Genomic DNA, 13,177 nt, shown 5'->3' on the forward strand with positions numbered 1-13,177 from the left:
GTGTTCAGTCGTGTCGCCATCGTCAATCGTGGTGAGGCCGCCATGCGGCTCATCCACGCCGTACGGGACATCGCCGCGGAGAGCGGGACACGGGTCGAGACCGTCGCCCTGCACACCGACGTCGACCGCACGGCCACCTTCGTCCGCGAAGCGGACCTGTCCTACGATCTCGGTCCCGCGTCCGCGCGCCCGTACCTCGACCTGAAGGTGCTGGAGCGCGCGTTGGTGGAGACCGGGGCCGACGCCGCATGGGTGGGCTGGGGCTTCGTCGCGGAGGACCCGGCGTTCGCGGAGCTGTGCGAGAAGGTCGGAGTCACCTTCGTCGGACCGAGCGCGGAGGCCATGCGCAAGCTCGGCGACAAGATCGGCGCGAAGCTGATCGCCGAGGAGGTCGGCGTGCCGGTCGCGCCGTGGAGTCGCGGTGCGGTCGAGACCCTGGACGCCGCCCTGGCGGCGGCGGCCGAGATCGGTTATCCGCTGATGCTGAAGGCGACCGCGGGCGGCGGCGGGCGCGGCATCCGTGTGATCACGAACGAGGCCGAGCTCGCCGACGCCTACGAGCGCACCAGCCAGGAGGCCGCGCGGGCGTTCGGCAGCGGCATCGTGTTCCTGGAGCGCCTGGTCACCGGTGCCCGGCACGTCGAGGTCCAGGTGATCGCTGACGGCGAGGGCACCGCGTGGGCGCTCGGCGTCCGCGACTGCTCGGTGCAGCGGCGCAACCAGAAGGTCATCGAGGAGTCGGCGTCGCCGGTGCTCAGCCCTGTGCAGACAGCCGAGCTCAAGGCGTCGGCCGAACGGCTGGCCGTCGCGGTCGGTTACCGCGGCGCGGCGACCGTCGAGTTCCTCTACCACCCCGGCGACAAGATGTTCGCGTTCCTGGAGGTCAACACCCGCCTGCAGGTCGAGCATCCGATCACCGAGTCCACCACCGGGTTCGACCTGGTCAAGGCGCAACTGTGGGTGGCATCCGGCGGCAGGCTCGAAGGCGAGCCGCCGGTGGAGCGCGGGCACGCCGTCGAGGCCCGGCTGAACGCCGAAGACCCCGACCGCGACTTCGCCCCCTCCCCGGGCCGCATCGCGCGGCTGGACCTGCCCGCCGGGCCGGGCATCCGGGTGGACACCGGCGTCAGCGAGGGCGACATCATTCCCGCCGACTTCGACTCGATGATCGCGAAGATCATCGCCTACGGCCGCGATCGCGACGAGGCGCTCGGCAGGCTGCGCCGGGCGATGGCGCAGACCACGGTGATCATCGAGGGCGGCGCGACGAACAAGAGCTTCGTGCTCGACCTGCTCGACCAGCCCGAGGTGATCGACGCCAGCGCGGACACCGGCTGGATCGACCGCGTCCGCGGCGAGGGCAGGCTCGTCTCGCACCGGCACTCCGCCGTAGCACTGGCGGCCGCCGCCATCGAGGCGTACGAGGAGGAGGAACGCGTCGAGCGGCAGCGGCTGCTGTCGACGGCGTTCGGCGGACGCCCGCAGGTGCAGCACGAGAGCGGCCGGCCACTGGATCTCAAACTTCGTGGCGTCGGCTACCGCGTGCGCGTCGCGCGGGTCGGCGCGCATCGGTTCCGCGTCGGCGTCGAAGCGGGTGGCGACGTCCGCACCGCCGACGTCGAGCTCGACCGCTTCGACCGGCACACCGGGCGGATCGTGGTCAACGGCACCCGGTACCGCCTGCTCACCGACACGCACGGGCCGATCCACCTGGTCGAGGTGGACGGCGTGACGCACCGGGTCAGCCGCGACGAGGGCGGCGTCGTCCGCTCGCCCGCGCCCGCGCTGGTCGTCGCCACGCCGCTGAAGGTCGGCGCCGAGGTCGAGGCGGGCGCGCCGGTACTGGTGCTGGAGAGCATGAAGATGGAGACGGTGCTGCGGGCGCCGTTCAAGGCGCGGCTGAAGGAATGCGTCGTGTCCGTGGGCAGCCAGGTGGAGACCGGCGCACCCCTACTGTGGCTGGAGCCGCTCGCCGACGGCGACGCCGAAGCCGAGGACACCTCGGCCACCGAGTCCGTCGAGCTGGACCTGCCCGCCACGCCGGGGAAGATCCCCGTGTGGGAGCGCACCACGCGCGGCCAGGAGGACCTGCGCAGCCTGCTGCTGGGCTTCGACCTCGACCCGCACGACGAACGCCGGGTGCTCGACGACTACCTCGCCGCGCGCCGGGCGGCCACGGAGGGCGGTCACCGGCCGCTGGCCGAGGAACTCGAACTCATCGAGGTGTTCGCCGACCTCGCCGAGCTGAGCCGTAACCGGCCGGCGGGCGAGGACGGCGGCGGTGACGGCCACGTGTACAGCGCCCGCGAGTACTTCCACACCTACCTGCAGAGCCTCGACGTCGAGCGGGCCAGGCTGCCGGAGGCGTTCCAGGCCAAGCTCGCCAAGGCGCTCGGACACTACGGTGTCACCGAGCTGGAGCGCTCCCCCGAGCTCGAGGCCGCGGTGTTCCGGATATTCCTCGCCCAGCAGCGCGTGTCCGCCGACGCCACGGTCGTCGCGACGCTGCTGCGCGCGTGGCTGCGGGAGCCGCCGCCGGACGAGACGCTGCGCGAGCCCGCCGGTCTCGCGCTGGAGCGGCTGGTCGCCGCGACACAGGTCCGCTTCCCCGTGGTCTCCGACCTCGCGCGCGGCGTGGTGTTCGCCTGGTTCGCCCAGCCGCTGCTGCGCCGCAACCGCGCCCATGTCTATGCGAGCGTCCGCAGGCACCTGCGCCACCTGGACGCGTACCCGGACGCACCGGACCGCGCGACGCGCATCGCCGAGATGGTGCGCAGCACCGAGCCGCTGGTGCGGCTGCTCGGCCAGCGGCTTGTCCGCGACGACCTGGACAACGCGATCATGCTGGAAGTGCTGACCCGACGGTACTACGGCAACAAGGATCTCACCGGCGTCCGCACCAGCGAGGTCGCGGGCTGCACGTTCGTGGTCGCCGAGCGCGCGGGCTCGTGCGTGGTCTCCTCCGCGGTGAGCTTCGAAGCGCTGGGCGGTGCGCTGCGCGGGCTCGCGGAGCTGGCGAGCGACGAGAACGCCATCGACGCCGACATCTATCTCGCCTGGGAGAACCAGCCGGAGGACTCCGAGGCGATGGCCGCCGCGCTGCACGAGGTCGTCAGCGCGCACCCGCTGCCGGACCAGGTCCGCAGGCTCACCACCACCGTCGCGGGCAGCGGCGGCGCGGTGATGCACCATCACTTCACGTTCCGCCCGTCGACCACCGGGATGGCCGAGGAGCGGCTGATCCGCGGCCTGCACCCGTACATCGCGCAGCGGATGCAGCTGGAGCGGCTGAGCAAGTTCGACCTCACCCGGCTGTCGTCGTCGGACGAGGAGGTCTACCTCTTCCAGTGCGTGGCGCGGGAGAACCCGTCGGACGACCGCCTCGTCGCGTTCGCCCAGGTGCGTGACCTGACCGAGCTGCGCGAGCACGACGGCAGGCTGGTCGCGCTGCCCACGGCCGAGGACACCGTCGCCACCTGCCTCGACTCGATCCGCCGCGCGCGGTCACGGCGACCGTCGAAGAAACGCTTCAACACCAACCGGATCGTGGTCTACATCTGGCCGCCGAGCGAGCTCACCCGCGCGGAGCTGGAGATGATCGCCGGGCGTGTGCTGCCGACGACCGCGGGTGCCGGACTGGAGGAGATCCTGTTCATCGCGCGGCAGCGCGACCGGAAGACCGGCGAGCTGGCCAAGATCGCCGTGCGGATCTCCTTCGACGCCACCGGCGGCGCCGAGCTGACCGTCGGCGAGCCGTCGGACGAGCTGATCGAGCCGCTCGACGACTACCGGCAGAAGGTGCTGCGCGCGAGCAGCCGCAACACGGTGTACCCGTACGAGCTGACCGGCCTGCTCGGCGACTTCGTCGAGTACGACCTCGGCGACGACCATGCGCTGGTGCCGGTCGACCGGCCGAAGGGGTACAACACCGCGGCGATCGTCGCGGGCGTGGTCACCATGCCGACCCGCAGGCACCCGCAGGGCCTCACCAGGGTCGCGCTGCTCGGCGACCCGACCAAGTCGCTCGGCGCGCTGTCAGAGCCGGAGTGCCGCCGCGTGGTCGCCGCGCTGGACCTGGCCGAGCGGATGCGGGTGCCGCTGGAGTGGTACGCGCTGTCCTCCGGCGCCCGGATCTCCATGGAGTCGGGCACGGAGAACATGGACTGGGTGGCCGCGGCGCTCAAGCGGATCGTCGAGTTCACCCAGGACGGCGGGGAGATCAACATCGTGGTCGCGGGCATCAACGTCGGCGCGCAGCCGTACTGGAACGCCGAGGCGACGATGCTCATGCACACCAAGGGCATCCTGGTGATGACGCCGGACTCGGCGATGGTGCTCACCGGCAAGCAGTCGCTCGACTTCTCCGGTGGCGTGTCGGCCGAGGACAACTTCGGCATCGGCGGCTACGACCGGGTGATGGGCCCGAACGGGCAGGCGCACTACTGGGCGCCGAACCTGACCGCCGCGCGGGACGTGCTGATGTCGCACTACGACCACACCTACGTCGCACCCGGTGAAAAGACGCCGCGGCGGGCGGAGACGACCGACCCCATCGACCGCGACATCTCCGACTTCCCCCATGTCCTGGTCGACAGCGACTTCACCACCGTCGGCGAGATCTTCTCCGCCGAGGCCAACCCGGACCGCAAGAAGCCGTTCGACATCCGGACCGTGATGCGGGCGCTCTCCGACCAGGACCACCCGGTGCTGGAACGCTGGGCGGGCATGGCCGACGCGGAGACCGCGGCGGTGCAGGACGTGCATCTCGGCGGCATGCCGGTCTGCCTGCTCGGCATCGAGTCACGGGCGGTACCCCGGCGCGGCTTCCCGCCCACCGACGGCCCGGACACCTACACCGCGGGTACGCTGTTCCCCCAGTCGTCGAAGAAGGCCGCGCGGGCGATCAACGCGGCCAGCGGCAACCGGCCGCTGGTGGTGCTGGCCAACCTGTCGGGCTTCGACGGCTCGCCGGAGTCGATGCGGAAGCTGCAGCTGGAGTACGGCGCCGAGATCGGCCGCGCGATCGTGAACTTCCGCGGACCCATCGTGTTCTGCGTGATCTCGCGGTACCACGGCGGCGCGTTCGTGGTGTTCTCGAAGGCGCTGAACCCGAACATGACCGTGCTCGCGCTGGAAGGCTCGTTCGCCTCGGTGCTCGGCGGCGCCCCCGCCGCCGCGGTGGTGTTCTCCGGTGACGTCAACGCCCGCACCGCGGCCGACCCGCGCGTACGGGACCTGGAGGCCCGCGTCACGGCCGCCTCCGGCGCCGACCGCGCCGCGTTGACCGCGGAGCTCGACGAGCTCCGCTCGTCGGTCCGCGCGGAGAAGCTCGGTGAGGTGGCCACGGAGTTCGACCGCGTGCACAACATCCAGCGCGCGGTCGAGGTCGGCTCCGTCGACGCCGTCATCCGCGCCGCGGAACTGCGCCCACGGATCATCGAGGCCATCGAGTCCCGCCTGCGCTGACCGTGAGGCGCCAGGTTGAGGACCTCGCCGCGGCATTCCGAACCGGCCTGCGCTGTGGACCCACGACCTCGACGTCTTCCAGGCGACCCGCGCCGTGATCGACCAACACGGCGCGGGTCCCCATCCCGCCGACGCACTCGCCGCCCTCGCCGGCGTCACCGCCGAGGACGCGCGCCGAGTGGTGTGGTCACACCGTCGTGCGGAACGGCGGTGTCTCCTCACGCGGCGTGCTCCGCAGGCGCTGTATCACCTGGGCGAGACCCGCTGTGACGAGCGCCGCCGCCACCATCAGGGCACTGACCCACAGCGGCGAGCGGTAGCCGAGTCCGGCGGCGATGGTGAGGCCGCCGATGGCGGGTCCGACGGCCGCCCCCACGTTGAGGGCCGCGGTCGCGAAAGAGCCGCCGAGTGAGGGGGCCTGCGTCGCCGCGTACAGCACCTGAGCGATCAAGGTCGAACCGACGGCGAACGAGAGGGCCCCCTGGACGAAGACGAGCAGGAAGGCGGCGGCCGGGCTACCGGCTGCGGCGGTGAAGATCCCCCATCCGGCGAGCAAGGCGATCCCGCCCGGGATCAGGACCCGCATCGGCCGCGTGTCCGACAGGCGACCGCCGATGGTCACACCGGCGAACGATCCGAGACCGAACAGCGCCAGCATCGCCGGCACCCAGCGCTCGGAGAGTCCGCTGACGTTGATGACCAGCGGGGTCAGATAGGTGAAGGTGCAGAAGGTGGCGGCGTTCACCAGCGCGGCCAGCAGCAGCACGACCAGCAGCCGCGGGCCGCGCAGTGCCCGCAGTTCGCGCCGAGCACGGGGACGGGCCTCGTCCGGGTCGCCGGTCGCCTGAACCGTGTCGGGCACCGAGCGCAGCACGGCGAAGACGGCCGGCAGGGAGATCAGGGCAACGGCCCAGAACGCCGCGCGCCAGCCGAGCGCCTGACCGAGCACGGCACCGGCGGGCACACCGGCGACGCACGCGAGCGTGATGCCCCCCAGCAGAATGGAGGTCGCCCGCCCCTTGGCGTTCGGCGCGACCATACCGGTCGCCGCCGCGAGCCCCACAGCCAGGAAGCCGGCGTTGGCCAGCGCCCCGAGGACCCGGGTCACCAGGAGCACAGAGAAGGTGGTGGCGACCGCGCCGACGACATGCACGAGCATGAACGCGACCAGGAAGACGAGCAGCGCCCGCCGACGCGGCCAGCGCAGACTGAGGACCGCCATCAGCGGGGCGCCGACGATCATTCCTGCGGCGAAGGCCGACGTCAGCGCGCCGGCGGCCGATACGGACACATTCAGTTCGTCGGCGATGTCCGGAACCAACCCGGACAACATGAATTCAGAGGTTCCCTGGGCGAATACCGCCAGTCCAAGGATGTAAATGGCAAAGGGCATGAGCAGAGAACTCCACAGCCACGTCGAAAGGGATCACGAAGGACACGGGACACCACCGCGGCACTCCCGAACCGGCCGCACGAAGCGTGCGTTCAGCTGGGGCACACGGGGGCCTACTGTGTGAGGGAGACCCGGCCTGGCGCCACCAGCGGTACGACGAAGGTGACGGAACTACCGGGAAGACTCAGTCCGTACGACGGTGATCCGGCGGCGAGGGTGACGAAAAACACGCGGCCTCAGCGATGGCGCTGCCGCGTGACACCACAAGAAGCCACCGAAGGACCGGTGGCTAGCGTCTTGACGCCTCAGGACTGGACATGGCCACATGATAGCGAAAGGTCTTGAACTCCTGAGGCCCCGTGCTACGTACCGACGGCTGCCGGGCGGGGATGGTGTGCCACCGATCGGAGTCGGCGGGCCGGGCGCCGGTGTCTTGCCGGGGCTGTGTGCAGCAGGAGTCGTGCGTCGAGTACGCGGGCACGCCCGTCACGGACCCGGCCGGTCCGGCCCCGAAAGCCCGTTCACGGCTCAGAGGCGTTCGTCCGGAAGGAGGAGCGGTAGGACTGCGGCGTGACGCCGACGACGCGCTTGAACCGCTCCCGGAACGCGATGGCCGAGCCGAAACCGGCCTGCGCGGCGATGCGCTCGACGCCGTGGCCGGTGGTCTCCAGCAGGAACTGCGCACGCCGTACGCGTGCTCGCAGCAGCCACTGCAGCGGGGTGGTGCCGGTCTGCTCACGGAAGCGGCGGCTGAAGGTCCTCTCGCTCATCCCACCGCGCATGGCCATCTCCGCCAACGTCACCTCCTGGGCGAGGTTGTCCTCGATCCACGACAGCACCGGCTCCAGCAGCGAACCCCGCCGGCCACGAACAGGCAGGTGAAGCGTCTGAGGCGACCGTCTTCGCAGCCAGGGCCAGATGGCGAGAACCCGTTGGAGATTGTCGATTCAGCCCCTGGGGAGCCGAGGACGGCCGCTCTAGCCTTGCGCTGCGAGATCCGGGCGGGCGAAGAAGGAGCGGTGCTGATGCATGCACATTTAGATGCCATCGAGGTGCCGCACGCCGCGGGGATGCCCTGAGAGCCGAAGGCACCGCCCGCGATCCGCAGCGCACCCTCATGGCCGCCGCCCTGGCCCGGCTGCCGGGGATCGGCGGACTGCCGGCCCCGTGGCGCCCCGACAAGGTGGCGGAGCGGGCCAGGCTGGGCCGCGTCAACCGAAACACCCCTACCTCGGAACGGATTGTCACACTCCATGTCCATCGTCATGCCGATCGTCATCGGACTGAACTGCGTTTCCCTCATATCCCTGATCCCCGAGCCGCATCGACGCCAGGTCAACGCCGTGTTGGTCGGCGGTGCGGGCGCCGCCTACCTCAGCGGAGGCGGACTCGGATACTGGGAGTTCGTCCTGCCGATCGTCATGACCTATGTCGCCTACCGAGGGCTCAGCAGCTGGACCTGGATCGGTATCGGCTGGCTGCTCCACACCGCCTGGGACGTCCTGCACCACCTCTAGGGGAACCCCATCCTCCCCTTCGCCGAGCATTCCTCCTTCGGCTGCGCCGTCTGCGACCCGGTTGTGGCGCTGTGGTGCTTCGCGGGTGGGCCATCGGTCTTCGATTGGGCACGTGCCCGCCTGGCCCGCAAGCCCGCGACACCGATCGGCCCCGCCGGAGAGTGAACCGGCTCAGCTCCGGGCCCAGCCGGAATACCGGCCACGATCAACCCATCGAGGACTCCGAGCCGTTCGGATGCCGGCTCGGCCGTCCGGCCGAGCATCGCCGCCATCTCCGAGAGGGCTGCCTTCTCCGAAGATGTCCCGGCCGCCCGGCGGCTGAGAGTCGTCATGGCTACTGTCGGCTTTCACATAAACGGCCATTGATGTGAATCACCGTACGTGCAGCTCCAGAGGGTCGGCCAGGCGCCCGAGCGCGCGGCCGGCTGCGGCGGCTCAGCGGGTCAACCGCCAAGGGCTGCCGCCATACGGTCGAGGTCGGCGAGAAGGGCGGCCAGGCGTCGCTGCGGGACCGTGTCGACCATGTGCCGTTCGATGGCATAGACGACGGACCGGGCCGCGTCGAGACGACTGCGGCCCTCTGCGGTGAGGTGCGCGGGAAGGGCTCGGCCGTGGTCGGCGCTGGCAGGCCGGAAGATCAGGCCTGCGTCCTGAAGGCCGCGAAGGACGACGTTCATGGATTGCCGCGTGACGAATGCGCCGCGGGCGAGCTCGGCGTTGGACAGGCCGGGCTGCTGGTCGAGGAGTTCGAGGCATGCGTACTGCGGCACCGTCAGCCCGTGCTCGCGCAGCGCTTTGTCCATAGCGCCGCGCAGCGCCGCGGCGGTGCGTTTGAGGCGGTATCCCACGTGTTCGGTGACGTCCCGAGCGGGGTGGGGCGGGTCCACGGGCTTCCGGTCTTCCATGTCAGTATTTTGACATAGGTGGGCCGCCGCGAGTACATTCCGCTTATGTCAAAGTCCTGACATCAAGGAATTCCGGGAGGACCCATGACCGCCACCGTCGACGGCCCTGACTTCATCGCTCTGCAGGTACGCGATGTCGAGGCAGCGGCCGCCTTCTGCGAAAAGCACCTCGGACTGCGGCGGGCACCGGCCTCGCCTCCCGGTGCGGTGGTGTTCACCACCGCACCGATCCCGTTCGCCGTCCGCGAGCCGCTGCCGGGCGTGGATCTCGACAACGTCACGCGGCCCGGTCTCGGGGTGGCCCTGTGGTTCCGTACCACGGACGCCCAGGAGTTGCACGACCGGCTCGCCGCTGCCGGGGTGCCCATCATCAGCCCGCCCAAGGACAGTCCCTTCGGCCGCACGTTCACCTTCACCGGCCCCGAGGGCTACATCCTCACCGCGCACGGAGGCTGACCCTGACCGCCGTCGCCGTCACCCCATCCGGCCCCTTCTCGCTCGCGGCGGATGCGCCACGAATTCACGGATACGTAGGTCCGCCCTGGAAGGGCTTCCTGGCCGGTCGGCCGAGGTCGGCGAGTTTACGCTCCAGCACCGCCCGCTCGCGCTCGTTGCCGCACAGCCGTATGGCGAGCTCCAGTTCGGTGCGCGCCTCGCCGGTGCGGCCCAGACGGGTGAGCAGTTCCCCGCGAACGCTCGGCAGCAGGTGCGAGTTCGACAGTGCCTCGGCGGCCACCAGCTCGTCCACGATCGGCAGCGCCGCGGCCGGTCCCCGGGCCATGGAGACCGCCACCGCCCGGTTGAGGTCGACCACCGGTGACGGCGCGAGCCTGCCGAGCGCCTCGTAGATGAGCACGACGCGCTCCCAGTTCGTCGCGTCGACCGACGGAGCGACGGCATGGCATTCGGCGATCGCCGCCTGCAGGCCGTAGGCGCCCAGGCCCCGGCCGACCCGCGCCGCGCGGGCCAGGGCGGCTCGTCCCCGGCGGATCGCGGCGCGGTCCCAGCGACGGCGGTCCTGGTGCTCCAGCAGCACCGGCTCGCCGTCCGGCCCGGTGCGGGAGGGGAAGCGCGCCGCGGTCAGCTCAAGCAGCGCCAACAGGCCGTGGACCTCGGGCTCCTCCGGCACCAGACGGCTCAGCACCCGCGCGAGACGCTGTGCCTCGCTCGCCAGGTCGAGTCGGATCAGACTGTCACCGGAGCTGGCCGAGGACCCTTCGGTGAAGATCAGGTAGACCACGCTGAGCACCGAGCCGAGCCGCTCGGCCCGCTCCTCGGCCGCCGGCACCTCAAACGGCACCCGGGCCGCCCCGAGGGTCTTCTTCGCCCGGGTGATCCGGGCCTGCACGGTGGCGGCCGGAACGAGAAACGCCTTGGCGATCTCGTCGCTCGTCAGGCCGCCGACCACCCGCAGGGTGAGCGCCACCCTCGCCTCCCGCGACAGCACGGGGTGGCAGGAGATGAACATCAACGCGAGCACGTCGTCATCGATCTGCTCCGGATCCCACAGCACGTCCTCGGCCTCCCGGACCGGATCGGCGGGTACGCTCCCTGAGACCACGTCACCCTCGCCCAGGTCGCGGGCGAGGGCGGCGTACCTCTCGTCAAGAGCGGAGCGCCGGCGGAACGCGTCGATCGCGCGGCGCCGCCCGACGGTGAGCAGCCACCCCGCGGGGTTGCGGGGTACGCCGGCCCGCGGCCAGGTCACGAGTGCCTCGGCCAGCGCCTCCTGGGCGAGGTCCTCGGCCAGCGCGAAGTCGCCGGTGTAGCGCGCGAGCGCACCGACGATCCGGGCGGACTCGATCCGCCAGACGGCGGCGACGGCCTCACGGCCGGTGGGATCGGCCATCTCCTGTCGATCCGCTCAGAGCTGGCCGGTGGCCTCACGCCACGCCCGCTCCTTCTGGACCCACTCGTTGTCCTGCGGGAACTCGTCGATCGTGGTGATCCGGCGGATCTCGGTCTTGAAGCCCGGGCCGGTCATCGGCGACCGCCTGGCCCACTCGACGGCCTCCTCCTTCGACGCCACGTTGAGGATGTAGAACCCGCCGAACAACTCCTTGGTCTCGCCGTACGGGCCGTCGGTGACCACGGGCGGCTCGGCGGAGTAGTCGACGACCACACCCTCGGCGGCGGCGTCGAGTCCCTCCGCGGCGACCAGCACACCGGCCCGGATCATCTCGTCGTTGTACCTGCCGATGATCTCGAGCATCTTGCCGAAGTCGATGTCCGCCATCCCCGCGAAGGCCTCGTCGGTGGCGCGCATGATCAGCATGTACTTCATTCTTCTGTCTCCCTGGGGTGTCCGGGACCCTCTCGCGGATCCTCTCACTCCTAGGTCGAACGGGAATGCCGTGGATCGACACAACCGCCGATCTTCTTCCGACACTTGGATTCGAGGGTTCCCCCACAGCGTCCTCGCCATGGAACAGGCCGACGTCCTGTCCGCCGCACTCCTGCGCACCGCCCCTCGGACACAGCCGCTGAGGCGAGCGAGCCCGAGCCCGCGGGCAAGGCCGCCGCCCCCTGCGGGTGACGCTGATCTGTGGCCGCCCCTCGGTCCTGCTGAGCCATGGCGGCGGCCAGGACCTCCACGTCGCAGGCGTCGGCGACGCGCCTGCAGGTCCGGTCATATGTGTCCAGATCACCGATCACCCAGGTGCCACCGTGCGCGAACACCGCCAGCGGCCGTTCCTTGCCCGACGGCCGGTAGTGGCGCAACCGCGTCCCGTTCGGCCCTTCGAGATCTTCCACATAGGCCGGCGCCGGGCCTTGGGGACGCGCGCCGGCGTATCCCGTCGCGCAGCTCGGACAGGTTGCGAACGGTCATGACGAGCGACCCAAGACGTGTCGCCTCTCGTTTCTTGAGCTTGTCAGTTGCTCGCCGGTGGTTTCAGGCTCTGGCCTGGTTCCAGGTCGTGCTGTTGAGGAAGTAGGTGTCGTAGAGCTCCTGGACCTCCAGCAGGCTTTCCGGCGGCACCTTCCCGTAGGCGATGCGCTCCAGATGACGGAAGTATTCGAACCGTTCGACGCCGGGGGTGATGACGATGAGGATGTCTGCGTCCTGTCCCGGTGCGGCGGCGAAGGCGTGTGCGACACCGGGCGGCACGATGACCAGGTCGCCGCGCTGGGCGGTCACGACCTGCTCGCCGGACAGCAGTTGGGCGGTGCCGTCCAGCATGTAGAACAGCTCGGCCGAGTTGGAGTGGTGGTGCGGCTTGGCGCCGTCGGCACCGTCGGCCAGGGTCACCCGCTGGGTGGACAGCGCGCCACCGGTGGAACTGCTGTCGGCCAGTAGCCGGATGGTGGTCGGTGCCTGGCCGATCACTTCGGCCTTGGCGGAACGGACGATCACGGACTCGTTGAAGTCCGGCGTGATCAGCGACATCTTTGTGACTCCTTGCCTGGGGCGAGCGTTTCCGTGCGAAGACAGTCTCTGACCTTCAGAGGGCGAAGAGCAAAGCGGCGTTGATGAACACCACCACGGCGGTGGCGAAGTGGATACCGAAGGCGGCGGCCTTGGTACCGCCGTGGCGCAGGACGATGACGGTGTCGCCGAGCGGCAGGAGGGCGACGACCAGCATGTACCAGGCCTCGGCGTGAGCGCCGGCGAAGGCGAGCAGGGCCAGGCCGAGGATGCCGTAGCCGGTGTCGCGCAGTCCCTTGATGGTCAGGTAGGCGGCGTCGCCGTCGTGCTTGGCGGGGACGCCGTAGCCGGCGGCCGCGGCCTGGGGCACCAGGAGGAACCGGACACCGATGAAGATGACGAAGAGGTTGAGTACGACGGCCAGGCCGTAGGCGAGGGGGGCAAGCATGAGCTTCTCCTGCTGCTGTCATTGCTAGGAACACGATCGAAGCTAGCATAGCGTTGATAGGAGTGCTAGTAATGCTAGAAT

At 70.3% G+C, this 13,177-nt stretch carries 10 protein-coding genes and 1 pseudogene; 3 read left to right on the plus strand and 8 right to left on the minus strand.

All coding sequences use genetic code 11. From position 1 onward, the window contains the following. Window positions 1–5,466: an ATP-binding protein gene (locus tag IG98_RS0120120; RefSeq protein ID WP_030914030.1), complete on the plus strand. Its 5,466-nt coding sequence runs from the start codon at window positions 1–3 to the stop codon at window positions 5,464–5,466. A gap of 187 nt (window positions 5,467–5,653) precedes the next feature. Here IG98_RS0120120 and IG98_RS0120125 read toward each other — a convergent pair whose 3' ends face one another. Together IG98_RS0120125 and IG98_RS0120130 are read right to left on the minus strand one after the other, a co-directional pair. Further along, window positions 5,654–6,859 carry a Cmx/CmrA family chloramphenicol efflux MFS transporter gene (locus IG98_RS0120125; protein ID WP_030914033.1) on the minus strand — a complete coding sequence of 402 codons (1,206 nt, stop codon included), beginning with the start codon at window positions 6,857–6,859 and terminating at the stop codon, window positions 5,654–5,656. Window positions 6,860–7,380: 521 nt separating this feature from the next. Then, on the minus strand, window positions 7,381–7,698 hold the full coding sequence (locus IG98_RS0120130; RefSeq protein ID WP_245651637.1) for a helix-turn-helix domain-containing protein: 318 nt from the start codon (window positions 7,696–7,698) through the stop codon (window positions 7,381–7,383). 426 nt (window positions 7,699–8,124) lie between these two features. On the opposite strand from IG98_RS0120130, the pseudogene IG98_RS53405 reads away from it, so the two are divergent. Next, a pseudogene (locus IG98_RS53405) lies at window positions 8,125–8,541 on the plus strand (DUF6010 family protein). 278 nt (window positions 8,542–8,819) lie between these two features. Here the strand turns inward: IG98_RS53405 and IG98_RS0120140 are convergent. Beyond that, a complete protein-coding gene (locus IG98_RS0120140) occupies window positions 8,820–9,281 on the minus strand; it encodes a MarR family winged helix-turn-helix transcriptional regulator (protein WP_030914039.1) in 462 nt (153 codons plus the stop codon). A gap of 84 nt (window positions 9,282–9,365) precedes the next feature. Here IG98_RS0120140 and IG98_RS0120145 point away from each other — a divergent pair, with 84 nt between their 5' ends. Continuing rightward, entirely contained in the window at window positions 9,366–9,737 is a 372-nt protein-coding gene (locus IG98_RS0120145; protein WP_030914042.1) for a VOC family protein, read from the plus strand. 64 nt (window positions 9,738–9,801) lie between these two features. Here IG98_RS0120145 and IG98_RS0120150 read toward each other — a convergent pair whose 3' ends face one another. The 5 genes from IG98_RS0120150 to IG98_RS0120165 form a co-directional block, all read right to left on the minus strand. Beyond that, the gene (locus IG98_RS0120150) at window positions 9,802–11,130 is read right to left on the minus strand and encodes an RNA polymerase sigma factor (RefSeq protein WP_051752516.1); all 1,329 of its coding nucleotides are present in this window, start codon (window positions 11,128–11,130) and stop codon (window positions 9,802–9,804) included. Window positions 11,131–11,145: 15 nt separating this feature from the next. Continuing rightward, a complete protein-coding gene (locus IG98_RS0120155) occupies window positions 11,146–11,565 on the minus strand; it encodes a YciI family protein (protein ID WP_030914046.1) in 420 nt (139 codons plus the stop codon). 50 nt (window positions 11,566–11,615) lie between these two features. After that, complete coding sequence (locus tag IG98_RS54875; RefSeq protein ID WP_084195519.1) at window positions 11,616–12,035, minus strand: alpha/beta hydrolase fold domain-containing protein; 420 nt, start codon at window positions 12,033–12,035, stop codon at window positions 11,616–11,618. Window positions 12,036–12,174: 139 nt separating this feature from the next. Continuing rightward, window positions 12,175–12,669 carry a cupin domain-containing protein gene (locus IG98_RS0120160; RefSeq protein WP_030914049.1) on the minus strand — a complete coding sequence of 165 codons (495 nt, stop codon included), beginning with the start codon at window positions 12,667–12,669 and terminating at the stop codon, window positions 12,175–12,177. A gap of 55 nt (window positions 12,670–12,724) precedes the next feature. Beyond that, complete coding sequence (locus IG98_RS0120165) at window positions 12,725–13,096, minus strand: DUF4267 domain-containing protein (protein WP_030914051.1); 372 nt, start codon at window positions 13,094–13,096, stop codon at window positions 12,725–12,727. Window positions 13,097–13,177: the final 81 nt, after the last annotated feature.

Origin of the sequence: Streptosporangium amethystogenes (genome assembly GCF_000721075.1) — a bacterium.
Taxonomy (GTDB): Bacteria; Actinomycetota; Actinomycetes; order Streptosporangiales; family Streptosporangiaceae; genus Streptosporangium; species Streptosporangium amethystogenes.